The following is a 24,661-nucleotide window of genomic DNA, read 5'->3' as shown; positions in this document are numbered from 1 at the left end:
GGCTGTGGCCGCCCACTTGGTGGATGCCGGAGGTGCCTGGGTGTGGCCGCCCACCTGGTGGATGCCGGAGGTGCTGGGCTGTGGCACGCCACCTGGCCGATGCACAGGTGCCGGGCTGTGGCTTCCCACCTGGCCGATGCGGGAGGTGCCGGGCTGTGGTTGGGCCCGGCACCGGGTGGCGCTGGCGTATTGCGTTGGGTTAGGTGTGGTGGCGGAGGGCCTCGGAGAGGGCTGACAGGCGTTGGGGGGAGGCAAGGCCCGCGTGGTACAGGTGGAACTCGGTTGCCCCTGCCTTGGCGTACGTGCTGAGTTGGTCGGCCAGGACCGTGGCGTCGGCGGGGCGAGGCGGCAGGGCGAGGACGTAGGCGCCTATTCGCTGGCCGGCGGTGGACAGGTTCTTGAGCTGGGCGAGGCGGGTGGCGTCTGTGGCAGGGTCGCCCCAGCAGTTGGCCACCAGGACGTCCGCTTCCGGTTCGCCTGAAGGGAGTGCGGCGAAGGCGCCTGCCGCCCAGGGGTCCGGGTTGGCGTGCAGGGTGATGGGGACGTTTGGGGCGGTTCTTCTGGCCACCGCGATCAGGCGTCGGCGTAGGGAGGCGGACAGTTCCACGCGGATGGCTCGCACTTCGTCGGTCAGCTCGCCGAGGGCCTGATCGATGGTGAGGAGGTGGGTGCCCGGCGTGCCGCCTGCCGTGTTTTCGGCCCAAGTGCCGGGCGTGCCGCTTGCCGTGCTGCCGGCCCAAGTACCGGCCGTGCCGCTGGCCGTGGTGTGCGCTGCTGCGCCGGCAGTGGTGTCCGCTGTGGTGCCGGCAGTGGCGTCTGCTGCTGTGCCGGTCGCGGTGTCTGCGGTGGTGCCGGCCGTGGTGTGGGGGTGCGTGGTGCTGGTGTGTGAAGTGGATGTTGTGGTTTGGCCCGAGGGCAGGGCGCGGTCTATGGCGGCGCGGACTCTGTCTCTGGTGGTCGGCGGGTAGCGGTCGGCGCAGGACGAGCAGAAGCACAGTGAGAGCAGGTCGGCGTCGGCGGGCGTCCAGTCCGCGCCGGAGGTCTTCTCGTGCACGCTCTGGTGGCCGAAGCCCATCGGGCCGCAGGCTTCCAGGATGAGGCCGTCCGGCTCGCCTACCGCGAGGATCTCCTGGACCAGGCGCTCGCAGTAGGCGAGCACGTCCTCGTGAGCCGGGCAGAGCGCGTACGGGTACGGGTCGCCGAAGGCGTTGCGTACGACCAGGTCAGGGTTGGCCGTGCCCAGGTGGGAGTTGTGGGTGAGGACGGTCCAGGCGTGCACCTGGAGGCCTACCGCCTTCAGTGCGTCCCTGGCCTGGAGGTAGGCGTCCTCCGCGGTCCAGGTGGGGGCCGCGGGGACCAGGCGGGACCAGGACGACGGGCGGATCGGGAGGTAGAAGGCCGGGTAGGGAACGTCCAGCACACGATGGGACGGGTGATAGGGCGTGGCGGCTCTCGTGGAGTGGTAGCTCGCTGCCAGCGCCACCGCGTCCACGCCCAGCCCGGCCAGGCGGTCCGGGGCCGAAGGGTCGCCGACGATGTCCCAGGGGTAGACATAGGCCACGTTCACCAGCGCGGTCTCCTCGCGGAAAAGGTGGGCTCGAAACGTTGCATGTAGCTCGTGTCGTCGCGGGCGGAGATCCCGCACTTCTCGTACTGCTCGTTCATGACGGCCAGCGCGTCGCGGTCGAGTTCGACGCCGAGGCCGGGGCCGGTGGGCACGGGGACGGCGCCGTGCTCGAAGCGCAGGGCGCCGGGCGCGACCACGTCCTGACCGTCCTGCCAGGGAGTGTGCGTGTCGCAGGCGAACGTGAGGTTCGGGGTGGCGGCGGCGAGATGGGTCATGGCGGCCAGGCTGATCCCGAGGTGGGAGTTGGAGTGCATGGACAGCGCCAGGCCGAACGTGTCGCACAGGGTGGCGACGTGGGCGGAACGTACGAGTCCGCCCCAGTAGTGGTGGTCCAGGAGGAGCACGCCGATCGCGCGGGATGCGATGGCGGGAGGGAGGTGTTCGTGGGTGACCACGCACATGTTCGTGGCGAGGGGCATGGGGACGGCGGCGGCCACCTCCGCCATGCCGGAAATATCGGGAGTGGGGTCCTCCAGGTACTGGAGGGTTCCTTCGAGTTCCTGGCCCACGCGGATCGAGGTCTCGACCGTCCATGCGGCGTTCGGGTCCAGGCGGAGCGGCACTCCGGGGAACGCCTCGTGGAGGGCACGGATCGCGGCTATTTCCCGGTCCGGGGGGAGGACGCCGCCTTTGAGCTTGATGGACTGGAAGCCGTATTCCTTGATGAGGAGGGCCGCTTGCTCGACAATGCCCGCTTCGTCCAGGGCCGCGCCGAACCGGTCGGGCTCCTCGCCGGGGTGACCCGCCCACTTGTAGAAGAGGTAGGCGCTGTACGGCACCGCGTCCCTGACGCGACCGCCCAGGAGGTCCGATACCGGCACTCCGGCCGCCTTGCCGCGAATGTCGAGGCAAGCCACCTCAAAGGGGGAGAAGACCCTGTCGATACTCTTCTCCTTGGTGGCGGCGCCGGTCAATCCGTGCAGGTCGCCCACCGTCTCGCCGATTATCGCGCTGATCCGGGCGTACATCGTGTTCGTGGCGTGCACGTCGAGACCGATCAGGGCCTGCGCGCACTCGCGTACCTTGCCCAGATGATCGAGGTCTCCGTAGGTCTCGCCCAACCCGGTCAGACCCTCGTCCGTGACGACCTCGACAATGGTGCGGAGGGCCCACGGCTCGTGGACTCCGGCGGCGTTCAGGAGGGGCGGATCCCGGAAGGCGACAGGAGTGACGTGGATCTGCCTGATGATCATTTAGCTCGCCGTCCAGATATGTGAACAATAGCCAGATTTGTGGACAAGTTGCCGCAACTGTAAGAATCAGGCTGAAGAAGTGTCAAGCTCGGAAGGGCCTTTCGATGATCTACGGACACGACCCCAGGACCGGCGAGACCGTTGGCGCCGCGCTGCCCGAAACCGACAGTGCCGGGGTCGACACGATCGTTTCCGCTGCGGCCGCCGCAGGCGCGGCCTGGCGGGCGGCCCCGGCCGCTGAGCGGGCGCTCGCGCTCGAGGCCGTGGCCGACGCGCTCGCCGCGCACGTGGACGAGCTGTGGCAGCTCGCCGACCAGGAGACCGCGCTCGGCGAGGTGCGGCTGCGCGGCGAGGTCGCGCGTACGGCGGGGCAGTTCCGGCTCTTCGCCCAGGTCCTCAGGGACGGCGGTTATGTCGAGGCCATCATCGATCACGCAGACGCCTCGCTCACGCCGCCCCGGCCCGACGTACGACGGATGAAGCACCCGCTGCCGGGCGTGGTCGCCGTCTTCGCGGCCAGCAACTTCCCGTTCGCGTTCTCGGTGGCCGGTGGCGACACGGCGTCCGCGCTGGCGGCGGGGTGTCCGGTGGTGGTCAAGGCGCATCCCGGGCATCCGAACACCTCCGAGCGGGTGGCGGAGGTCGTCCGTGCGGCGCTGCCCAACCCCGACCTGCTGGGTCTGGTGCAGGGCATGCAGGCCGGTGCCGACCTGGTGCAGCACCCCGGGGTGGTCGCGGCCGGGTTCACCGGGTCCGTGGCCGGGGGCAAGGCGATCCAGCGGCTGATCGACGAGCGCGAGGTGCCGATCCCGTTCTACGGTGAGCTGGGCAGCGTCAACCCCGTCGTCGTGCTGCCGTCCGCGCCGGCCAAGGAGGTGGCCGCGGGCTTCGCCGGGTCGCTGACGCTGGGAGTCGGGCAGTTCTGCACGAACCCGGGGCTCATGTTCGTGCCCGAGAGCGACGAGCTGAGGGATGCTCTCGTCGATGCGGTCGAGGGCACCAGCGGCGGCCCCATGCTGGCCGAGCGGATCAGGGACGGCTACCTCGGTGGCGTCGAGCGGCTGGGCGAGCTGCGGCTGCTGGCTGAGGGCAAGCCGGGCGAGGGCAGCTATGCGGTCACGCCCAAGGTGTTCACCGCCGATCTCGACACGTTCGAGGAGAAGCTGCCGCGTATCGCCGAGGAGTGCTTCGGGCCGGCGTCGATCGTGGTGACGTATCGGGAAATTTCCGACCTGGGGCCCGTGCTTGAGCGGCTGGAGGGGTCGCTGACCGCGACCGTCCACGGCGCCGATCCGGGTGAGGCCGGCGAGGTCGTCGAGGTGCTGGGGAGGAAGGCCGGCCGGCTCATCTGGAACGGGTGGCCGACCGGGGTGGCTGTGTGCTGGGCGATGCAGCACGGTGGTCCTTGGCCTGCCGCGACCACGACGTCCACGTCCGTCGGTGCCACGGCGATCGAGCGGTGGCTGGCGCCTACGGCGTACCAGGACTGGCCGGAGGCGCTGCTGCCCGACGAGCTGAAGGACGGCAACCCGCTGTCCATTCCGCGGCGGGTTGACGGTCGTCTGGAGGCGTGACCGGGTCCGCCCTGGGTGCCGTTCGGCTTCCCGGGGCGGAACCCTGGGCGCCGTTCGGCTTCCCAGGGCGGAACCGATGATGGTCTTGAGTGCCGAGAAGTGAGGGTCAGGCGCCGGCGATCTCCAGGCCCGTTGTGATGATCCGTTCCAGGGACTCCAGGTGCTCGGGCGCAGGGTCCACCAGCGGCGCCCGCACACCGCCCACCTCCAACCCCCGCAACCGCACCCCCGCCTTCACCAGCGAGACCGCGTACCCGGGCACCAGGTCCCGCAGGTCCACCAGCGGCAGGTAGAACCCGGTCAGCAGCCGTTGGGTCAGCACCTCGTCCCCGCTCGTGACCGCCTTGTAGAAGGCGAGCGCGATCTCGGGCGCGAATGCGAACACGGCGCTCGAGTACAGGCTCACCCCGAGCCCTCGGTAGGCGGGGACGGTCAGCTCGGCGGTGGGCAGGCCGTTGAAGAACGTGAAGTCCTTCCCGGCCGATCGCCGCACTGTGAGGATGATCCGCTGCAGCAGGTCGAAGTCCCCCAGCCCGTCCTTGAAGCCGACGACGTTGGGCAGCTCGGCCAGCTCGGCGACGGCAGCGGGGGAGAAGCGGGCGGTGCCGCGTTGGTAGATGACGACCGGCAGGTCGACGGTCGCGGCCACCTCGCGTACGTACCGCACCAAGCCGGTGGGAGGGCCGCTGACCAGGTAGGGAGGCATCAGCAACAGCCCGTCGGCGCCCTGTGCGGCGGCGGCGCGCGCGATGGCCTTGGCCGCCGGCAGCGGGCCGCCCGCGCCGGCGAAGACGGGGACGCGGCCCGCGGTGGCCGCGACGGCAATGGACACCACGCGGGTGTATTCGCCGGGATCGAGGGCGTTGAACTCACCGGTGCCGCACGCGGTGAACACTCCTCCCGCCCCCGCCGCGACCCCGTCGGCGACGTGCCGGGCCAGAGCGGGTTCGGCGAGGTCGCCATCGGCGTCGAAGGGAGTCACCGGAAAGAAGAGAACACCATCCAGCCGCATCGACAGTCCTTTCTAGCGGATGCCCTCCCTGCGGAGAGTGGCAGCCAGCTTGCGGGTGTGTTTGATCACTGCCTCGGTGATCTGCTCGACCTCGGCGGACCCGAGGCCCGCGGGCATCGCGCAGCTGATCGCGTCCGTGGCCGGAATGCGGTAGTCGACCGCCACGGCCACGCAGGCCAGACCAGGCGTGCCCTGCTCGCGTTCGTACGCCCAGCCCCGGGTGCGGACCTGGTCGAGCTCGCCGGTCAGCTTGTTGAGGTCGGTGATCGAGTGCTCGGTCAGCCCCTCCAGCGGGTCGGGCAGCAGCGCCACCACCTCGTCGTCCGTGAGCTGGGCGAGCAGCACCTGCCCGAGCGCCGTGACGTGGGCGGGCAGCCGCCGGCCCACCCTCGGGATCACGTGGTCCGCCTCGCGCGACTCGCGGGTGGCCAGGTAGAGCACGTGTGCGCCGTCCCGGCGGGCGAAATGGGCGGTCTGCCCGATCTCTGCCCGCAGGTCCTCAAGGGTCTCCTGCGCGAACGGCAGCGCGGGATCCTTGTCGAGGTACGCGGTGCCGGTCAGCAGGGCGTGCGGCCCGATGCCGAACGCCGACCTCGCCGAGTCGGTCTCCACCCAGTTGAGCTCGACCAGCGTCCGCATCAGGGCGTGCAGGCTGCTCCGCGGGAACCCGGTGCGCTGCTGGAGCTCTGACAGCGTCAGGCTGTTGTGCGACTCGGCCAGGGCCTCCAGGATGCGTACCGTTCGCTCCGCGGACTTGACCAGCTGAGGCTCCATACTCATCCCATCTCGACTGCGGCTTTCAACATCCAGAATATGGGATGGCGTCCAGATACATGGACACCTAACCCTTGATGGCGCCGCTTGTCAGGCCCCGCATGAACTGCCGCTGGAAGGCCAGGAACGCGATGATCGACGGCAACAGCGCCAGCAGCGAGGCCGCCAGCAGGACGCCGATCCCCACCTCCTCGTCGGAGCGGAGCGAACGAAGCGCGATGGGCAGCGTCCACATGCTTGACTCCGGCGCGACGATCAGGGGCAGCAGGTACTGGTCCCAGATCATGGTGAAGCCGAAGACCCCGATCACACCGAGCGCGGGACGGCACAGCGGCACGATGATGGTGGCGAAGATGCGCAGCTCGCCCGCGCCGTCGATGCGCGCGGCCTCCTCCAGCTCGACCGGCACTTCCTTCATGAACTCGGTCATGACCAGGATGGAGAAGCCCCAGGCGCCGACCGGCAGGATCATGCCCGCGTACGTGCCGATGAGGTTGACGTGCAGCAGTGGCATGTCGGACAGGACGAGCGAGAGGGGGATCGCGATGATCTCCTCCGGCAGCATCATCGTGGTGAGCATGAGCAGCAGTACGACCGTCATCCCGCGGAACTTCTTGCGTGCCAGCGAGTACGCGGCGAAGACGCTGACGAGCATCTGCAGCAGCAGGCCGAAGCCCACGACGATGAAGGAGTTCAGCAGGTAGAGGTAGACGTTCTTCTCCTTGGCCTGGACGAAGTTCTCCAGGGTGAAGTCGTCCGGCCACAGGGAGAAGGAGGTGGGGTCCAGAGTCTTGCTGAACGCGCTCACCAGCAGCCCGACCAGCGGCCCGGTGAAAACCACCACCATGAAGCCATAAATCAGGACTTTTCCGGCGACGGCCACGGGGCCCTTGCGCGACTCCAACCCCAGAGCGCTGTCGAACCTCATTTCGCCTGCCTCCTGCGCAGCATCTGCGCGATCAGGGTGAGCGCCAGCGTGGCGAGGAACAGCACGATCCCGCCCGCCGAGGCCACGCCCAGATCGTTCTTCTGGAATCCGAGCTTGTAGATCAGGGTCATCAGCACCTCCGACGACCCGTTCGGACCGCCGTTCGTCAGGACGTACACCTCGACGAAGACCCGCAGCCCGCGGATGGCGGCCAGCGTGAACAGGATCCAGAACACCGGACGCAGGGCGGGCAGCGTGATGTGCCGCAGCCGGTGCCAGGTGGAGGCGCCGTCCACCGCCGCCGCCTCGTAGAGCGTGCGGTCGACGCCGACCAGCCCCGCCAGGAAGATCATCATGTCGTACGGGGTGCCGCGCCAGATGCTCATCAGCATGATCGACCAGAGCGAGGAGTGCTCGCTGGCCAGCCAGGGCTGGGGATCGATGCCGGCCCAGCCGATGATCGTGTTGAGCATCCCGTTGTCGGCCGGGTGGAACATGATCCGCCACACCTCGGCCACGGCCGCCATCGTGGTGACGACCGGCAGGAACGCCGCGGTGCGGACGAACCACAGATACCGGGCGGGCCCCTCGATGAGCAGCGCGAACCCCAGGCCCAGCACGAGCGAGCCGAGCGTGGTGCCCAGCGCCAGCACGATGCTGTGCCAGATGGCCGCGGCGAACTCGGAGTCGCTGATGATCGTCTTGTAGTTCTCCAGGCCGAGCCACTCGTCACCGAGGAACGTCTGGACCTTGAAGAAGCTCTTCCACAGGCCCACGAACATCGGGATGAACTTGAAGTACAGGAACAGCAGCAGGGCGGGCGCCAGAAACAGCCAGGCGACCAGCGACCCCCGCCACCGCACCCGCTTGGTGCGGCGATGAGGGGTCGCCGTGCGGTCGGGCGCCGGGGTGAGTGTGGAGGTCATGACGCTTTCTGGCTCTGGAGTTCCTGTGTGAGCTTGGTGTTCAGCTGGTCCATCGCCGTCTTGACGTTCGCGGAGCAGTCGGCCCAGACCGCGTTGATGGAGTCGGCGGAGTCCTGGCGGACCGGCGCCCAGTTCGGGACCGGCGGGGCGTAGACGGCGTTGGCGTAGGACTCCTGGAACACCTTCCAGCGCGGGTCCTGCCGCTCGGCGGCCATGTCGACCTGGGTGTTGACGGGCAGGCGGACGATGGCGCCGTTGGCGTCCTTGTTCATGCCGATCTTCTGGCCGTCAGGGGAGATCGCGAACTCGGCGAACTTCTTCTGCGCGTCCTGCTGGTCGGAGCCGGCCATCAGGTAGACGTTCTCGCCCTCGCCGAGCGTGCCGGGGCCGCCGGACGGGCCCTTGGGCACGGGCAGGACCTCGATCTTGTCGGTGCCGATGCTCTTGACGAACCGGGCGAGCACGTACGGGCCGACCAGGTAGATGCCGCCCTGGCCCTTCTCGAACACCTCGTGCGTGACGGTCGTGTCGTTGCTGACCGCGCCGGGGTTGACGGTCTTGGTCTTGCAGAACTGGTCCTGGAGGTACTGGACGGCCTCGACCGTCTTCGGGTCGTTGACCGTGGCCTGGAAGCGGCCGCCGCCGGCGCTCTTGATGAAGTCGCCGCCGTTGGCGTAGATGAGGGAGGAGGCGTACCAGGAGGCGTAGCCGCGCTTGGTGCCCGCGGGGATGACGAAGCCCGCCGTGTCCTTCTGGCCGTTGCCGTCGGGGTCCTTCTCGGTGAACGCCTGGGCCAGCTTGGTCAGGTCCTCCCAGGTCTTGGGCGGCTCCATGCCGACCTTCTCGCGCCAGTCCTTACGTACGATCAGGGCGAAGGCCTGGGCGGAGAACGGGGCGGCGTAATACTTGCCGTCGGCGCCCGCGGCGGCCTGCCAGGCGCGGTCGGACAGTTTGTCGCCTCCGGCCAGCGCGGCCTTGTCGACCTCGCGCAGCCAGCCCTGCGAGTGCATGTTGCCGAGCTGGGCGGTGTCGTTGATGACGATGTCGGGAAGCTTCTTCTGGGCGGCCTGCTGGTTCAGCTTGGTCTCGAAGTCGTCGAACAGCGCGACGACTTTCGTTTTCACCCCGCTGGCCTTGGTGAATGCGTCGGCGAGTTTCACCGCCGTCTTGGCGGAGTCGGAGTCGGGCGCCTGCCTGATCCAGATCTCCAGCGCGTTGTCTGAACTTGATCCCCCGGAACCGCAGCCTGTCAGCGTTACGGCCAGGGTCGCCGTGACCGCGACCCCCAGCAGATGGCGTGACATCAGACCGCCTCCCGTTCACATACGTGGACTTGAGTCGTGGACTTGAACTCGTGCCTGTGAACGTAACTATCTGCATGGTTCACGGTCAATATTCAAGTATGTGAATTTCGGTCAGAATCGTGTACACCATGGAGACATGCGCATTCTCATGACCGGAGCCGCTGGAAAAGTCGGCACGCTGCTCCGCCCACGGCTCGCCCGCGAGGGCCGCACGCTGCGGCTTTCCGACATCCACCCGGTCGAGCCCGGCCCCAGTGAGGAGTGGGTGACGGCCGACCTCGCCGACCCTGCCCAGATGGCGGAGGCGTTGAAGGGCGTGGACGCGGTGATCCACCTCGGCGGCGAGAGCCGGGAGGCTCCCTGGGCCGACATAGTGCAGGCCAACATCAATGGGATGCAAGTGCTGATGGAGGCTGCCCGCCAGGAGGGCGTCCGGCATCTGGTGCTCATGGGCAGCCACCACGCGGCCGGCTTCCACACCCGCCCCGCCGACGGCTCCGACTTGCCCGACTACGCCTTTCCCCGGCCCGACACCTTTTATGGAGTGAGCAAGGTCGTCATGGAGGCGCTCGGGAGCCTGTACCACGACCGGTTCGGCATGAACGTCACCGTGGTCCGCCTGGGCACCTGCAACGAGGCCTCCGGTGACACGCGTGGGCTGGCCACCTGGATCTCGCCTGACGACCTGACCCGCCTGATCGAGGCGGCGCTGACCGCGCCCGGCTACCACGTGGTGTGGGGCGTCTCGGACAACGCGCGGCGGTGGTGGTCGCTGGAGGAGGCCAAGGCCATCGGGTACGTCTCCCGCGACTCCTCCGAACCCCAGGCCGCAGCGCTGATCGCCGAGCAGGGGGAGCCGGACCTTTCCGAGGAGCTCCACAATCGCGCCGGAGGCGTGTTCACCCTGAACGAGCTGGGCGAGCGCTGGTAGCGCCGCACCGCCCCTTGGAGGGGGAACGGGCGGGCGGTGCTTCAACCTGGCCGCTGAAGCAACCGGTTGCAGAAACCTTGACGGCCGTAGGTGTAAAGGTCAAGGTTTAGTCTGGCAACCGTTTGCAAGGGAGGACGGCGATGGCGGCGACAATCAAGGACGTGGCGCGTGCCTGCGGCGTGCACGTGTCCACCGTGTCCCGCACCTTCTCCGCGCCGCATCTGGTCAATCCTGCCACCAGGAGCCGCGTGCTGGCCGCCGCCGACGACCTCGGCTACCGTCCCAACCGCGCGGCCAGGGCACTCACCACCGGCCGCACGTTCAACATGGGCCTGATCGTGGCGGACATCTCCAACCCGTTCTTCCCGCCGCTCATCAAGGCGGCCCAGGCGCAGGCCAGGGGCCGCGACTACCACGTGTTCGTGGCCGACACCGACGAGGATCCGCGGGTGGAGGAGGAGCTGATCAGGACGTTCACCAAGCAGGTGGACGGCGTCCTGCTGTGCAGCCCCCGCCTGTCGAACAAGATGATCGAGCGCCTGGCGGAGGACGTACCGTTCGTGGTGATCAACCGGCGGATCAAGGGCATGCCCGCCGTGCTGATGAACGTCGCACAGGGCGCCAAGCTCGCGCTGGAGCACCTGGCCGGGCTCGGCCACCGCAGGATCGCGCTCGTGTCGGGCCCGATCGGCTCGTGGACCAGCAACGAGATGCAGGGCGCCGCCGCCGAGACCCCGGGGCTCGACCTCGTCTTCTTCGGACCCAACCAGCCCACGGAGTCGGGCGGCCTGGCCGTGGCCGCGGACGTGGCGGCCTGCGGGGCGACCGCGGTGCTCGCGTACAACGATCTCGTGGCGCTCGGCCTCATCGAGGGGCTGGCGGCGATGGAAATAGGGGTACCAGAGAAGATAAGCGTGATCGGGTTCGACGACATCCTCCCGGGGCGGCTCAACCGGCCCAAGCTGACCACTGTGGCCATGCCGGCCGTGGCCGCCGGGAGGATGGCCGTCGACCTGCTCCTCCAGTCGGGGGGTGAGGGCGCGACAGTGACCCTCGACACCGCCCTCATAGTCCGCGAGTCCACGGGAAGGGCCCAAACATGATCTTCGGAACGCTGCCGTCGGGGGAGAGCGTCGAGCAGGTGGAGCTGTCGTCGGGACGGCTGCGCGCCGAGGTGCTCACGTACGGCGCCATCGTGCGCTCGCTGGAGGTGTCGGGCCGCAACGTCGTGCTCGGGCTTGACACGCTGGAGGACTACCAGACCCGCAGCCGCTACTTCGGCGCGGTCGTCGGCCGGTACGGCAACCGCATCGCGAACGGCCGCTTCACCCTGGACGGCGTCGAGCATGAGCTCCCGCTCAACAACGGCGCCGCCAGCCTGCACGGCGGCATCGAGGGCTTCGACAAGAAGGTGTGGACCGTCGAGGAGCGCACCGGCGGCTCGCTGACGCTGAAGCTGATCAGCCCCGACGGCGACCAGGGCTACCCGGGCACCCTCACGGCATGGGTCACGTACACGCTCGAGGACGACGCGCTCCGCATCGACTACGCGATGGAGACCGACGCCCCGACCGTGATCAACCTGACCAACCACTCCTACTTCAACCTCAAGGGCGAAGGCGACGTACGGGACCACGTCGTGCAGTTGGACGCCGAGCACTACCTGCCGGTGGACGAGCACAAGATCCCCACGGGGGAGCTCGCGCCGGTCAAGGGCACGCCGTTCGACTTCACCGAGCCGCACGCCGTGGCGGATCGGTACGACGGTCAATATGACCACTGCTTCGTGCTCAACGGCGAACACTGCAAGGTGACGGCAGGCGGTCTGACCATGGAGGTCACCACGACCGAGCCGGGCGTGCAGTTCTACACGGGGAGCATGCTGGACGGGCAGACGACGCCGTACGGACCCTTCGCCGGGCTGTGCCTGGAGACGCAGCACTTCCCCGACTCGCCCAACAAGCCGCACTTCCCCTCCACCGTGCTGCGGCCGGGCGAGCGCCGCACCTCGACGACGACCTACAAGTTCACGTCTTGATTGGTCGTATGGCGGCGGCCTTGATCACCATCAGGGCCACGTCGTCCTGCGACGGCTCCTCGGCGAACGTGTCGACCGCGTGCCGCACGCGTTCCGCCACCGCGTGGGCGCTGAGCCCCACGCAGCCGGACAGCAGCGCCGCCAGCCCGTCGCCGTCGTCGAGCAGCCGGTCGCCGTCGCGCCGCTCGGTCACCCCGTCAGTGACGCACAGCAGCACCTCCTCCGGCGCCAGCTCGAACGTCTCGACGTAGAACCTGGCGCCGGCCTCGATGCCCAGCAGCAGCTGCGGGGTCGCCATCGCCTCGACCCTGCCGTCCGTCCGCAGCAGAAGAGGAGGGGGATGGCCGGCCGAGGCGATCGTGCACAACGCGCCGCCCTGGGGAAGCGGGGTCAGCTCGCCGCACAGCAGGCTGAGAAACCTGCCCTCCTCGCCCTCCTCCAGCAGCGCGTGGTTGAGCCGGTCGAAGATGTCGGCCACCGTGTAGTGCTCCTTGGCCAGCAGGCGTACGGCGTGGCGGGCCAGCCCGGTGACCGCGGCCGCCTCCGGGCCGCAGCCGCACACGTCGCCCAGCGCGAAGCACCAGTGGTCGGCCACCGTGAACAGGTCGTAGAAGTCGCCCCCGACGTCCGCGCCCTCCCCGGCGGGCTCATAGACGACGGCGGACTCAAGGCCCGGCATGGGCGCCACGCGCATGGGCAGCAGGCTGCGCTGCAGGACCCGGGAGGTGGTGGCCTGCCTGGCGTACAGCATGGCGGTGTGCAGGTTGAGCGCCACCAGGCGGCACAGGTCCGCCAGCAGGTCGGCCACCTCCAGCGGCAGCGTCGGCTCGGCGCGGCCGATCACCAGCGCGCCGTACGACCTGCCCTGGGTGAGCAGCGGGAACGACAGCACGGTCTCGGGTCCCACCGGCCAGCTCAACTCGTCCAGCGCGGTGCGCGGAATGGCGGGCAGCGACTTGCGCAGGTCGGAGTTGTGGCGCTCCTCGCTGTGCCAGACGTGTGCGAGCCTGGTCATGCCCGCGAGATCGGTCAGGTAGACGGCCGCCCAGGTGGCGATCTTGGGCACGACGAGCTGCGCGGTCAGCGCCGCGATCAGCTCCTCGTCGTGCACACCCGCCAGCAGCTCGCCCGCCTCGGCCAGGAACGACAGCCGCCCCCGGTGCGCGCGGTCCTGCTCGGCCAGCCGCTCGCGCTGCACCGGGACGGCCACCTGGCCGGCGATGTGCTGGAGGCTGACCGTGAGCTCCTCGTCGAAGCGGTCCGGCTGCACGGCCGTCACCACGATGTAGCCGGCCAGCTCGCCGTTCACGAGCAGTGGCGCGCACGCCAGCGACCGGGCATGCAGCTGCTGGGCCAGCTCGACGTCCACGGCGAGCAGGTCCTCGATCATCATGGGCGTCCTGCGCTCCGCGCCGAAGACGCCGGGGGCCAGCACCCCCACCAGCCCCGCCGTCGCGCCGGCGCCCGCCGCCACCCCGAACCTGTTGCCGCCGTCCGCGGCGAGCAGCACGTACGCCGCGTCACCGCCGCTGGACATCTGCACGATCTGGGCGATCGTGTCGAGCAGCTCCGCGAACGGCATGTCCTGGTCGAGCAGGTCCATGATGCGCCGACCGGCCTCCCGGCGCAGCGGCGGCGTCAGCAGATAGCCGTGCTCGCGCGCCACCACCATCCAGATCGAGCATCGCTGTCCCCTGGTGCGCAGGTGAGAGACGTAGACAGGGAGCAGACCGCCGTCCCTGTGCCGCATGCGCGCCTCGCCCCGCCAGCGGCCCAGGTTGAGCGTGTCGGCCAGCGACAGCGCGTACGGTCCGTGGCCCGGCCAGTCCACCAGCTTCTCCAGCGGCCGGCCGATCGCCTGGTCGGCCCGCCAGCCGAGCAGCTGCTCCGCCTCCGGGTTCCACGACTGCACCAGCCCGTCGCGGTCGGCGACGATGACGCCGACATGCAGCGTCTCGACGGGGGCGGTGCTGGGCAGCGCCGGCGCGGCCTCTCGCACGTCGTGGGGGTCGGCGAGCTCCATGCGCACCCAGACGCGCTTGGCGGTCCTGGTGTAGGTGACGCCCCAGGCGTCGGCCAGCATGCCCGCGAGCGCGAGGCCACGTCCCGAGGTGCGCGTCGCCTCGGGAGCGGGCTCGGCCGCCAGGATCGTCCGCGTCGGGTGGTGGTCGTCGACCTCGATCTCCAGCTTGGCGGGGTCGGCGTCCACGTCCAGGCGGCAGGTCAGCTCGATGCCGGTGCCCGCGTGTACGACGGCGTTCGTGACGAGTTCGCTGGTCAGCAGCACGGCGTCCTCAGCCAGATGGCTCAGGTGCCATTCGCCGAGCACCTGGCGGACGAACCTGCGCGCGTGTGCCGGGGCATGCGGGGTCCCGTCGAAGGCCGTGCTCGACACCCTGGTCGTGTCCACTCTGCGTCCTAGAACATCACTCGTTGTGGCAGTACGGTCACTCTCAGAGTGGCAGACTGGTGCCGTCTTTACCGCCGGTTGGCAAAAGGGCCCCTGGAGGGCATTTCTTCGGGCCGGCCTGGCGGGAGCCTCGGCGAGCCTACGCGCCTTCCGCGGCGTCTCCGACGTACCTTTGGCATCATGGCCACCCGTACGCCGAAAAGCGCATCGAAGGGGCCGGCGAAGCGGTCGACCTCGTCTCGCTCGACCCCCGCAAAGCGCGGGGCCTCGTCGACGGGGCGTGCAAGGGCGGGCTCCGGCCGTAAACCTTCGATGACTCACCAGGACCCGATCAGCTGGGTCTTCACGATGATCGGCAAGCTGATCGTCGGGCTGTGGATGCTGCTCGCCAACGGCATCGGCAGCACGGCTCGCGCGCTGGGCAAGAACGCCCGGGAGCTGGATCCCGCGCACAGGCGCGACGGGGTGGGCCTGACCGTGCTCGCGGGCGCGATCGTGCTGGCGGCCATGACCTGGCGCAACGCCGACGGGGCGGTCTCCGGCGTGGTGAACGCGACCGTGCGCGGCGTGTTCGGCTCGCTGGCGTGGGCGCTGCCGCTGCTGCTGGGCCTGCTGGCCTGGCGCTATCTGCGCCACCCCGACCAGAACGCCGACACCGGGCGCATGGTGATCGGGTGGGCCGCGCTGCTGGTCGGCGTGCTGGGCGTCATCCATGTGGCCAACGGCACTCCCTACCCGGCCGGTGAGGGCCAGGGCATGGACAAGATCTCGGCGGCCGGGGGCATGATCGGGTTCATCGTGTCGGCGCCGCCGATGAGCATCCTGCCGCCGTGGATCACGATCCCGCTGCTGCTGCTCCTGTCGGGGTTCGGCGTGCTGGTGATCACCGCCACCCCCGTGCACCGGATCCCGGAGCGGCTCGCCGAGCTCAAGCACATGCTGTTCGAGCGGCATGCCGAGCCCGAGCAGCGGGAGCCGGGCAAGAAGCGGGTCAGGGCCGCCAAGAAGCCCCCGGAGGAGGGGGGCGACTCGGTCAAGCCGTACGACACGCCGGTTCTGGCGGACAAGGCCGGCAAGCAGTCCGACCACTCGCCCGAGATCGTGCCGGGGCTGACGGACGAGGAGGAGGCGCCCGCCCTCGAGGCTGACAGGAGGCCGGAGCCGCCGCAGCCGACGCCCGCGCCGCGCAAGGTGGAGCAGCTCGTGCTGTCGCCGCAGGCGGGGCCGTACAGCCTGCCCGACCTGCAGTTCCTCAAGCCGGGCACGGCGCCGAAGCCGCAGACCAAGGCCAACACCACCGTGGTCAACGCGCTGACCAGCGTGCTCGAGCAGTTCACCATCGACGCGCAGGTGATCGGGTTCACCCGGGGGCCGACCGTGACCCGGTACGAGATCGAGCTGGGGCCCGCGGTCAAGGTGGAGAAGGTCACGGCGCTCACCAAGAACATCGCGTACGCCGTCAAGTCCGCCGATGTCCGGATTTTGTCGCCCATCCCCGGCAAGTCGGCGATCGGGGTCGAGATCCCGAACGCCGACAAGGACCTGGTGGCCCTGGGCGACGTGCTGCGTGCCCAGGTGGCGCAGGCCGACCACCACCCGATGATCGTCGGCCTGGGCAAAGACGTCGAGGGCCGCACCATCGTCGCGAACCTCGCCAAGATGCCCCACCTGCTCATCGCGGGCGCCACCGGCGCCGGTAAGTCGGTCTGCGTGAACGGGCTGATCACCAGCATCCTGATGCGGGCCACGCCCGACGAGGTGCGGATGGTGCTGGTGGACCCCAAGCGGGTCGAGCTCAGCGTGTACGAGGGCATCCCCCACCTGATCACGCCGATCATCACCAACCCGAAGAAGGCCGCAGAGGCCCTCGAATGGGTCGTGGGCGAGATGGACCGGCGCTACGACGACCTGGCCGCGTCGGGGTTCAGGCACGTCGACGAGTTCAACAAGGCCGTGCGGGCGGGCAAGCTGCAGCCGCCGCCCGGCAGCGAGCGGGTCTACCAGCCGTACCCGTACCTGCTGGTGATCGTGGACGAGCTGGCCGACCTGATGATGGTGGCGCCGCGCGACGTCGAGGACTCGATCGTCCGCATCACGCAGCTCGCCCGGGCGGCGGGCATCCACCTCGTGATCGCCACCCAGCGGCCGTCGGTCGACGTGGTCACGGGCCTGATCAAGGCCAACGTGCCGTCCAGGCTGGCGTTCGCCGTGTCGAGCCTCACCGACTCCCGGGTCATCCTCGACCAGCCGGGCGCCGACAAGCTGGTCGGCCAGGGTGACGCGCTGTTCCTGCCGATGGGCGCGAGCAAGCCCATCCGCATCCAGAACGCGTTCGTCTCCGAGAAGGAGATCGCCGAGATCGTCACGCACTGCAAGGCGCAGATGCAGGTCGAATACCGCGAGGACGTCGCCGCCGCGCCGGTCAAGCGGGAGATCGACGAGGACATCGGCGACGACCTCGACCTGCTCATCCAGGCCGCGGAGCTGATCGTGACCACCCAGTTCGGCTCGACCTCGATGCTGCAGCGCAAGCTGCGGGTCGGGTTCGCCAAGGCGGGGCGGCTGATGGACCTGCTGGAGAGCCGGAACGTGGTCGGCCCGAGCGAGGGTTCGAAGGCGAGGGAGGTGCTGGTCAAACCGGACGATCTGCCTGGTTTGCTGGCCGATCTGCGTGGCGAATGACCCCAATGCATCCCTGCGGGGTAGTAACTGGTTGAATGTAAACCACTACGAAAAGTGGTGGGTGCCGTGGGGGAGGCGTTCGCTGTGCAGGAGCAGAGCATCGGGGCCATGCTGGCGGCGGCCAGGCAGTCGGCAGGGCTGACGGTCGAGGAGGTCAGCGCGGCCACCAGGATTCGTGAGGCGATCATCCATGGCCTGGAGCAGGATGACGACAGCCAGTGCGGCGGCGACTTCTATACCAGGGGGCACGTCAAGGCCGTGGCCAAGGCCGTGGGCCTCGATCCGGAGGCCACGGTCCACCTTTACGACCAGCAGCACGGCGGTGCGCCCAGGCCGGTGGCGGCCTCGGCGGTGTTCCAGGCCGACCGCAAGATCAACCTGCCGGAGCGGCGGGGCCCCAACTGGACGATGGCCCTGGGGGTCGCGCTGGCGATCGTGGTGGTCTTCGGCCTGATGCGGGTGCTGGGCGGCGCGAGTGACCAGGTGCGTACGGCCGACGTGCAGGCGGCCTCGGCCAGGCCGAGCGTCCCGCCGAACATGCCGGTCGTCGAGAAGCCGAAGCCCGCGGCGGGCAAGGCGCACAAGGGCCTTGTGACGATCACGGTCAGGGCGAAGCGGGCGTCGTACGTCCAGGCTCATGACGCCAAGGGGCACAAGCTGTTCGCGGGGACGATGAAGGCCGGCGAGACTTCAACGTGGCAGGCCGAAGATCGGGTCAACCTGCTGCTGGCCGACGCCTCAGCCTTTTCGGTGCAGGTCAACGGCAAGAAGGTGGGCCGGCTGGGCGGCAGGGGAGAGATCGTGCGGCGCTCGTTCGGACCGGCCAAGCCGCCGTCCCGGTAGGCGCATGGTGGGAGCCCGTGCATCGGGTGGTGGCCAACTCCCGATACCGTAGTGTTCACCATGTCATCCCGCCGAACCGCATCGCTGATCACCCTGGGCTGCGCGCGCAACGAGGTCGACTCCGAGGAGTTGGCCGCGCGACTCGAGGCTGCCGGCTGGCAGCTGGGCGACGACGACCCCGACGTCGTCGTCGTCAACACGTGTGGCTTCATCGACTCGGCCAAGAAGGACTCCATCGACACGCTGCTGGCCGCCGCCGACTCCGGCGCGAAGGTGGTCGCCGCGGGCTGCATGGCCGAGCGCTACGGCAACGAGCTGGCCGAGTCGCTGCCCGAAGCCAGCGCCGTCATCTCCTTCGACGACTACGCCGACATCGGTGGCCGCCTCGACGACGTGCTCGCCGGACGGCCGCTCAAGCCCCACACACCACGCGACCGCCGCACCTTGCTGCCCATCTCGCCGGTGGACCGTGCCAGCGCGCCCAAGGCCAACATCCCCGGCCATGGCGACCTGCCCGAGGGCCTCGCGCCCGCGAGCGGCCCCCGCGTGCTGCGCAAACGGCTCGACGAGAGCCCGGTGGCCTCGCTCAAGCTGGCCTCCGGCTGCGACCGGCGCTGCACGTTCTGCGCCATCCCGGCCTTCCGCGGCTCCTACGTCTCCCGCAGGCCCGACGAGCTGCTGGCGGAGGCCGACTGGCTGGCCCACAGAGGCGTGCGCGAGCTCGTCCTGGTCAGCGAAAATTCCACGTCCTACGGCAAGGACCTGGGCGACCTACGGGCGCTGGAGAAGCTGCTGCCCGAGCTCGCCGCCGTCGAGGGAATCGACAGGGTGCGGGTCAGCTACCTGCAGCCCGCCGAGCTGCGCCCGGGGCTGATCGACGTGCTCACCGGCACCAAGGGCGTCGCCCCCTACTTCGACCTGTCCTTCCAGCACGCCAGCGGCACCGTGCTGCGCCGGATGCGCCGCTTCGGCGATCCTGAGCGCTTCCTGGGGCTGCTGGAGACCATCCGCGAGCGCGCCCCAGAGGCCGGCGTGCGCTCCAACTTCATCGTGGGCTTCCCCGGAGAGACCGAGGAGGAGTTCGGCGAGCTGGTCGGCTTCCTGGAGGCGGCCAGGCTCGACGTGATCGGCGTGTTCGGCTATTCCGACGAGGACGGCACGGAGGCGGCCGGGCTGCCGGGCAAGCTGGACCAGGAGGTCATCGACGAGCGCGTGCGCGTGCTCACCGAGCTGGCCGAGGAGCTGACCGCCCAGCGCGCGGAGGAGCGCATAGGCACCGAGGTCGACGTGCTGATCGACGACGACCTGGGCGACGGCGGCTACGAAGGCCGGGCCGCGCATCAGGGCCCGGAGGTCGACGGCTCCGTCACGGTGCAGGGCATCGGCCTGGTCAAGGGGCAGATCGTGCGTGCGGTCGTGGTCGACGCCGAGGGCGTCGATCTGATCGCGCGCATCAAGGCCAGTCCATGAAAAGGGACGAGCGCCGGGTGGTGAGCCCGTGGAACATCGCCAACGTCCTCACGGTCCTCCGGTTGGCGCTCGTCCCCTTCTTCGTCGTCTGTCTTTTCCTGCCGGGCACGGGGTGGCGGGTGACCGCGCTCGGGGTCTTCGCGGTGGCCTCGATCACCGACCACCTCGACGGGGAGCTGGCCAGGCGTTACGGCCTCATCACCGACTTCGGCAAGATCGCCGACCCGATCGCCGACAAGGCGCTCACCGGGGCGGCGCTGGTGTGCCTGTCGATACTCAACGAGCTGCCCTGGTGGGTGACGATCCCGATTCTCGGCAGGGAGCTCGGCATCACCGCCCTCAGGTTCGTGCTGCTGCGGCACGCGGTCATCCCGGCCAGCTACGGCGGCAAGGTCAAGACCGTGCTGCAGATCGCCGCGATCGTGCTCTATCTCCTGCCGGGGGTGCCGGAGTCCGTCCGCTGGGTGGTGATGGGGGCGGCGCTGGTCGTCACCGTGGGCACGGGCGTCGACTATGTCATCAGGGCCGTCAGGCTGCGCAAGGTCGCGAAGCAGGCGCGCGGGGAGTGATCGATGGCGGATGTGGCCGAGGTTCTGAGCATGCTGGTGGGCCGGTCCGCCACGGTGGCCGTGGCCGAGTCGCTGACCGGGGGGCTCATCGGGGCCGCGATCACGTCGGTCTCGGGGTCGTCGAAGGCGTTCAGGGGCGGGGTGATCTCGTACGCCACCGATCTCAAGCACGAGCTGCTGGGCGTGCCGGGCGAGCTGCTGCGGCGTGAGGGTGCCGTGCATCCCGACGTGGCCGCGGCCATGGCGGCAGGGGTCGCGCGGCTGTGCGGGGCCACCTACGGGCTGGCCGTGACGGGGGTGGCCGGTCCTGAGCCGCAGGATGGCAAGCCGGTCGGCACCGTGTACGCGGCCGTCTGCGGGCCCGGCGAGACAATTTGGGGCCGGGAATTGCAACTTTCGGGATCACGCGAACGTATCCGGGTAAGGACGGTGGACGAGGCAGTAGATCTACTGTCAGGTGTGCTTAAGGCGAACATAGGGGAACATTCCGGGTGATTACCGTGTTACGTCCCGAGCGAACATGCGATGCACGGTCTGACGCGGTGTCGGTGGATACGGGTACGGTGGAGCTGTGAGTGAGGTCCGTGAGCCAACTGCAAGCACCGAGCGCCCGGCAGGCGGGCCTGATGAGTCGCGACTGGCGGTTCAGGGTCGGCGACGCCCGATGATGACGGCGAGGAGTATGTACGAAGCTAAGAAGACCAATGTGCGGCACGATCCGATCGCGCGGGGCGTGGTGAAGTCCGCGCCGGGGAGGGAGCGACAGATGATTCTGCTGCGTCAGCTGCTCGGCGACGTGCTGAGGCGGTTGAGGGTGCGGCAGGGACGCACGCTACGCGAGGTGTCCACCCAGGCCCGTGTCTCGCTCGGCTACTTGTCCGAGGTGGAGCGCGGCCAGAAGGAGGCCTCGTCCGAGTTGCTGGCGTCCATTTGCGGCGCACTCGAGGTGCCCCTTTCGCAGGTGTTGCGTGAGGTTTCCGACCAGTTCGCGCTGGCGGAGCTCCAGGCTGCCCCTGTGCTTGCCGACGTGCCCGAGCACGAGCGGCTCGGCCTTACCGAGACGGTTCCCGGGTCGATTTCCGACTCCGTGTTCCCCGAAGCCAAGGCAATGGTGGCTGCCTAGCTCGGCTGGCAGCCCGCACACCACAGGATCAGCCGCTCCTGTGGCTGCGCTCCCATCTCCCCGCGGCTGATGCGGGTGCCGCATCGGCGACAGGGCCTCCCCGCCCTGCCGTAGACCCACGTCTGGTTCGCCGGGCGGCGATCACCTGTGGTCACCGTGCCCGCATAACTCTTGTTGGCGTCCAGCAGCCGCTGGGCCAGTGACACGAGCCCGTTGAGATCCTCGATCTCCCCGACCTTCTTCCACGGCCAGATGCCGCGCAGGAACAGGGTCTCGGCGCGATAGATCGTGCCGATCCCCGCCAGGTTGCGCTGATCGAGCAGCGCCTCCCCGATGGTCCTGCCGGGCGCCCCTCGCAGTCTTCGCACGGCCTCATCCGGGTCCCAGTCCGGGCCGAGCAGATCCGGCCCCAGATGGCCGACCAGACGCTCCTCCTCGCCTGTCCTGACGAGATCCACCATGCCCAGCCTGAGGCCCACTGCCTGCCACTGTTGGTTGGCCAGGATCAGCCTGATCTGATCGCCCGGCGCGGTGCGGCGTCCCGCCTGCATGACCTGCCAGCTCCCGTCCATGCGCAGGTGGGTGTGCACGGTCAGGTCACCTTCGACGCGGGTGAGCAGGTGCTTGCCCCGGGAGAGCGTGGTGATGACCGCGCGGCCCGTGAGGTCGGCGGTGGCGTGCCTGGGCACGCGGAAGTCCGACCTGGTGAGCACGCGCCCGTCCAGCGCGCCTCGCAGGCGGGTGGCCGTGCGGTAGACGGCGTCTCCTTCGGGCATCTCTCCAGTCTAGGAACGCGGTCGCGGGGTTGCCCCATACGCGGCGACCCAGCCGTCCACCAGCGCGCACAGCTGGTCCAGCGCCTCCTCCACCCGCTCGCGCTCGCCGGTCGTGAGGAAGTCGATCTGCAACCCCGTGTACGCCGAGTTGACCAGCGTGGAGATCCGCAGCGCGTCGGCCTCCGGGACGCCCCGTTCGCGCAGCAGGCCTGCCACGAACTCCGACCGGTCCGCCAGCAGCCGGGGCACATGCCCCTGGAGTCTGCCGCCGGCGGCCAGGCCCTCGATCTCGTGGATCAGGCGGGCGACCGGCAGGTTCTCCTCCTGCGCCTGCCAGTCCCAGGTGCGGCGGACGATCGTGCCCACGCTGTCGGAGCCCGGCCAGCCCGGCAGGGCGCGCAGCCACTCGCGGTGCCGCTCGTCCAGGCGCTCCATGGTGGCCGAGAGCAGCGCCTCCTTGTCGGCGAAGTGGTGGGTCAGCACGCGCGTCGTCTTGCCCAGGTGCTCGGCCAGCGGGCGCATGGACAGCGTCGAGAGGCCGTGTCCGGCCAGGTAGTCGACGATCTGGTCGAGCAGTTCGTCCCGGCGGTGCGGGTCGGCGGTCCTGGGCATCTGCGAAATCCCTTGGCGGTCATTGGGGTGACAACTGTTACCTTATATGGGAAACGATTGTTACCTTATTGAGGGGATACCCATGTCCGTCGACGTACGGCAGCGTGCCCGCCTGCCCGCGTGGCTGCTCGCCCTGGTCTTCACCACGTTCACCTTCGCCACCGACGACTACGTCATCGCGGGAGTGCTGCCCGCGGTCTCCGCGGATCTCGGGGTCAGCGAGGCGGCGGGCGGGCAGCTCGTCACCGTCTTCTCGCTGACGTTCGCGCTGGGGGCGCCCGTCGCCTCTGTGCTGTGTGCCGCCTGGCCGCGGCGCGGGCTGCTCACCTGGGCCCTGGCGCTGTTCACGGTGGCGAACGGGGCGGCGGCGGTCACGACGTCGTACGCCGTCCTCATGGGGCTGCGCGTGCTGGCGGCGCTGGCCGCCGCGGCCGTCGTGCCCGCCGTGTTCGCCATCGCGACCTCGCTCGCCCCCGAAGATCGTCAGGGGCGCTATCTGGCCCTGGTGATGGGCGGGATGACCGGGTCGCTCATGCTCGGCGTGCCCATCGGGACATGGGTGGGCGGCGCGTTCGGCTGGCAGGCCGCGTTCGGCCTCGGCGGGCTGCTGGGGCTCGCCGCGCTGGTCGCGATCAGGGTGACGCTGCCGGAGCCGCCTCCGGCGGCCGCCATGCCGGTCGGGGCGCGGCTGGCGTCACTGGCCCGGCCTCAGGTGCTGCTCGGGCTGCTCGGGATCGTGGCGATCGTGCTGGGCAGCATGATGGTGCTGACCTATCTCGCGCCGTTCCTGCGGGACCTGGCCGGGGCCGGGCCGGCGGAGCTGGGGTGGGTGTTCGCGCTGGCCGGTCTCGCCGGGCTGGCAGGCGGGCAGCTCGGTGGGCGGGCCGCCGACCGGTGGGGTGCGGATCGGGCGCTGATCACGGGCATCGCCGGGTTCACGGCGGTGATGGGCCTGTTCGCCGCCTGCTGGCTGCTGCGGCCGCTGCCGTTGCCCGCGCTGCTGCCGCTGCTGGTGGCGTGGGCGGCCGTGTCGTGGTGGATCCCGCCGCCCGCGCAGACCCGGCTGCTCGCCCTGGCCGGGCCGGCGGGGCCGCAGGCGCTGGCGCTCAACAGCAGTGCCGTCTACGTCGGAGTCTCGGGCGGTGGCGCGGTGGGCGGGCTGGTGCTGGAGAGTTACGGAAGCGGCTGGCTGCCCCCGGCGGCGGCCGTCGTGGAGCTGGCCGCCCTCGCGCTGTTCTGGGCGGCGAGCAGGCAGCGCACTCCGTCCTGAAGGTCAGTCCCAGGCGGCGAGCCGGCGGACGTGCTGCGTCCTGAAGGTCAGTCCCAGGCGGCGGGGTCGGCGGCGAGCTGGCGGACGCGCTCGGGCAGTGCCCCCGTGGCGACGTGGTCGAGCGTGACCTCCTCCAGAATGGCGCGCTCGGTGGCGCGCAGCGCGATCCACACCTGCTGCAACGACTCGGCGGGCCCCCGGTAGCCGACGTGCTCCGGGCGCTCGCCGCGCACGTTGGCCAGCGGGCCGTCCACGGCCCTGATCACATCGGCCAGCGAGATGTCGCCGGCGGGCCTGGCCAGCACGTAACCGCCCTCAGGCCCACGCTGCCCGCGCACGAGCCCGGCCCGGCGCATCTGCAGCAGGATGTTCTCCAGGTATTTGGGCGGCATGTCCTGTTCCTTGGCGAGCTCACCCACTGTAGTCGGACCTGCACCGGCTGCGGCGAGTTCGGCGGCGGCACGGAGGGCGTAGTCGACACGAGCGGAAAGGCGCATGTTCTCGATTATCCCCCCTGGTCAACACTGGTTAGGCGCAAGCTCGTCAGAACGGGCAGCTGATCCGAATCCACGCCCAGGCAAGAGCGCTAAACTTCCAGC

Annotated in this window: 22 protein-coding genes; 11 read left to right on the top strand and 11 right to left on the bottom strand. The window is 69.6% G+C overall.

Annotation, left to right across the window (positions count from 1 at the left end; translation table 11 throughout):
* Positions 1-199: 199 nt before the first annotated feature.
* Positions 200-1,567 carry a hypothetical protein gene (locus tag ACIBVN_RS09820; RefSeq protein WP_397134552.1) on the bottom strand — a complete coding sequence of 456 codons (1,368 nt, stop codon included), beginning with the start codon at positions 1,565-1,567 and terminating at the stop codon, positions 200-202.
* Positions 1,564-2,820 (bottom strand): glucarate dehydratase family protein, encoded by a 1,257-nt coding sequence (locus ACIBVN_RS09815; RefSeq protein WP_397134550.1) that lies wholly within the window; start codon positions 2,818-2,820, stop codon positions 1,564-1,566. Before ACIBVN_RS09815 ends, ACIBVN_RS09820 begins: the two co-directional genes overlap by 4 nt.
* 104 nt (positions 2,821-2,924) lie before the next feature.
* Here ACIBVN_RS09815 and ACIBVN_RS09810 point away from each other — a divergent pair, with 104 nt between their 5' ends.
* On the top strand, positions 2,925-4,394 hold the full coding sequence (locus ACIBVN_RS09810) for an aldehyde dehydrogenase (NADP(+)) (RefSeq protein WP_397134548.1): 1,470 nt from the start codon (positions 2,925-2,927) through the stop codon (positions 4,392-4,394).
* 106 nt (positions 4,395-4,500) lie between these two features.
* Here ACIBVN_RS09810 and ACIBVN_RS09805 read toward each other — a convergent pair whose 3' ends face one another.
* The 5 genes from ACIBVN_RS09805 to ACIBVN_RS09785 form a co-directional block, all read right to left on the bottom strand.
* Entirely contained in the window at positions 4,501-5,406 is a 906-nt protein-coding gene (locus ACIBVN_RS09805) for a 5-dehydro-4-deoxyglucarate dehydratase (RefSeq protein ID WP_397134546.1), read from the bottom strand.
* 12 nt (positions 5,407-5,418) lie between these two features.
* Positions 5,419-6,186, bottom strand: a complete 768-nt coding sequence (locus ACIBVN_RS09800; protein ID WP_397134544.1) for an IclR family transcriptional regulator — start codon at positions 6,184-6,186, stop codon at positions 5,419-5,421.
* 61 nt (positions 6,187-6,247) lie between these two features.
* Positions 6,248-7,108, bottom strand: coding sequence for a carbohydrate ABC transporter permease (locus tag ACIBVN_RS09795; protein WP_397134542.1), 861 nt, complete (start codon positions 7,106-7,108; stop codon positions 6,248-6,250).
* Positions 7,105-8,034 (bottom strand): carbohydrate ABC transporter permease, encoded by a 930-nt coding sequence (locus ACIBVN_RS09790; RefSeq protein WP_397134540.1) that lies wholly within the window; start codon positions 8,032-8,034, stop codon positions 7,105-7,107. Before ACIBVN_RS09790 ends, ACIBVN_RS09795 begins: the two co-directional genes overlap by 4 nt.
* Complete coding sequence (locus tag ACIBVN_RS09785) at positions 8,031-9,338, bottom strand: extracellular solute-binding protein (protein WP_397134538.1); 1,308 nt, start codon at positions 9,336-9,338, stop codon at positions 8,031-8,033. The genes ACIBVN_RS09790 and ACIBVN_RS09785 overlap by 4 nt, the downstream gene beginning before the upstream one ends.
* Positions 9,339-9,474: 136 nt before the next feature.
* On the opposite strand from ACIBVN_RS09785, the gene ACIBVN_RS09780 reads away from it, so the two are divergent.
* From ACIBVN_RS09780 to ACIBVN_RS09770, 3 genes are all read left to right on the top strand, one after another.
* Complete coding sequence (locus tag ACIBVN_RS09780; protein WP_397134536.1) at positions 9,475-10,269, top strand: NAD-dependent epimerase/dehydratase family protein; 795 nt, start codon at positions 9,475-9,477, stop codon at positions 10,267-10,269.
* Between the two features lie 140 nt (positions 10,270-10,409).
* Positions 10,410-11,372: a LacI family DNA-binding transcriptional regulator gene (locus tag ACIBVN_RS09775; RefSeq protein WP_397134534.1), complete on the top strand. Its 963-nt coding sequence runs from the start codon at positions 10,410-10,412 to the stop codon at positions 11,370-11,372.
* Positions 11,369-12,307: an aldose epimerase family protein gene (locus ACIBVN_RS09770; protein WP_397134532.1), complete on the top strand. Its 939-nt coding sequence runs from the start codon at positions 11,369-11,371 to the stop codon at positions 12,305-12,307. The genes ACIBVN_RS09775 and ACIBVN_RS09770 overlap by 4 nt, the downstream gene beginning before the upstream one ends.
* On the opposite strand, the gene ACIBVN_RS09765 is transcribed toward ACIBVN_RS09770, so the two are convergent.
* Positions 12,297-14,717: a SpoIIE family protein phosphatase gene (locus tag ACIBVN_RS09765; RefSeq protein WP_397134530.1), complete on the bottom strand. Its 2,421-nt coding sequence runs from the start codon at positions 14,715-14,717 to the stop codon at positions 12,297-12,299. The two genes, ACIBVN_RS09770 and ACIBVN_RS09765, sit on opposite strands and share 11 nt — an antisense overlap.
* A gap of 180 nt (positions 14,718-14,897) precedes the next feature.
* Between ACIBVN_RS09765 and ACIBVN_RS09760 the strand changes: the two genes are divergently transcribed.
* The 6 genes from ACIBVN_RS09760 (at position 14,898) to ACIBVN_RS09735 (ending at position 21,404) form a co-directional block, all read left to right on the top strand.
* A complete protein-coding gene (locus tag ACIBVN_RS09760; RefSeq protein ID WP_397134528.1) occupies positions 14,898-17,399 on the top strand; it encodes a DNA translocase FtsK in 2,502 nt (833 codons plus the stop codon).
* Positions 17,400-17,465: 66 nt separating this feature from the next.
* On the top strand, positions 17,466-18,242 hold the full coding sequence (locus ACIBVN_RS09755) for a helix-turn-helix domain-containing protein (RefSeq protein ID WP_397134526.1): 777 nt from the start codon (positions 17,466-17,468) through the stop codon (positions 18,240-18,242).
* Positions 18,243-18,302: 60 nt separating this feature from the next.
* Positions 18,303-19,712, top strand: a complete 1,410-nt coding sequence (rimO, locus tag ACIBVN_RS09750) for a 30S ribosomal protein S12 methylthiotransferase RimO (protein ID WP_397134524.1) — start codon at positions 18,303-18,305, stop codon at positions 19,710-19,712.
* Positions 19,709-20,281 (top strand): CDP-diacylglycerol--glycerol-3-phosphate 3-phosphatidyltransferase, encoded by a 573-nt coding sequence (gene pgsA, locus ACIBVN_RS09745; protein ID WP_397134522.1) that lies wholly within the window; start codon positions 19,709-19,711, stop codon positions 20,279-20,281. Before rimO ends, pgsA begins: the two co-directional genes overlap by 4 nt.
* A gap of 3 nt (positions 20,282-20,284) precedes the next feature.
* Positions 20,285-20,776, top strand: coding sequence for a CinA family protein (locus ACIBVN_RS09740; RefSeq protein ID WP_397134521.1), 492 nt, complete (start codon positions 20,285-20,287; stop codon positions 20,774-20,776).
* 271 nt (positions 20,777-21,047) lie between these two features.
* Positions 21,048-21,404 (top strand): helix-turn-helix transcriptional regulator, encoded by a 357-nt coding sequence (locus ACIBVN_RS09735; RefSeq protein ID WP_349450118.1) that lies wholly within the window; start codon positions 21,048-21,050, stop codon positions 21,402-21,404.
* On the opposite strand, the gene ACIBVN_RS09730 is transcribed toward ACIBVN_RS09735, so the two are convergent.
* Positions 21,401-22,180: a DNA-formamidopyrimidine glycosylase family protein gene (locus tag ACIBVN_RS09730; RefSeq protein ID WP_397134519.1), complete on the bottom strand. Its 780-nt coding sequence runs from the start codon at positions 22,178-22,180 to the stop codon at positions 21,401-21,403. The two genes, ACIBVN_RS09735 and ACIBVN_RS09730, sit on opposite strands and share 4 nt — an antisense overlap.
* Before the next feature lie 9 nt (positions 22,181-22,189).
* Positions 22,190-22,792 carry a TetR/AcrR family transcriptional regulator gene (locus ACIBVN_RS09725; RefSeq protein ID WP_397134517.1) on the bottom strand — a complete coding sequence of 201 codons (603 nt, stop codon included), beginning with the start codon at positions 22,790-22,792 and terminating at the stop codon, positions 22,190-22,192.
* Positions 22,793-22,874: 82 nt separating this feature from the next.
* On the opposite strand from ACIBVN_RS09725, the gene ACIBVN_RS09720 reads away from it, so the two are divergent.
* On the top strand, positions 22,875-24,062 hold the full coding sequence (locus tag ACIBVN_RS09720) for an MFS transporter (protein ID WP_397134515.1): 1,188 nt from the start codon (positions 22,875-22,877) through the stop codon (positions 24,060-24,062).
* Positions 24,063-24,109: 47 nt separating this feature from the next.
* Here ACIBVN_RS09720 and ACIBVN_RS09715 read toward each other — a convergent pair whose 3' ends face one another.
* A complete protein-coding gene (locus tag ACIBVN_RS09715; protein WP_397134513.1) occupies positions 24,110-24,559 on the bottom strand; it encodes an RrF2 family transcriptional regulator in 450 nt (149 codons plus the stop codon).
* Positions 24,560-24,661 lie beyond the last annotated feature (102 nt).

The organism is Nonomuraea sp. NPDC049400, assembly GCF_044466425.1.
Lineage (GTDB): Bacteria > Actinomycetota > Actinomycetes > Streptosporangiales > Streptosporangiaceae > Nonomuraea.
The sequence above is the reverse complement of the archived record's forward strand: the minus strand, read 5'-3'. Positions and strand labels throughout refer to the sequence as shown.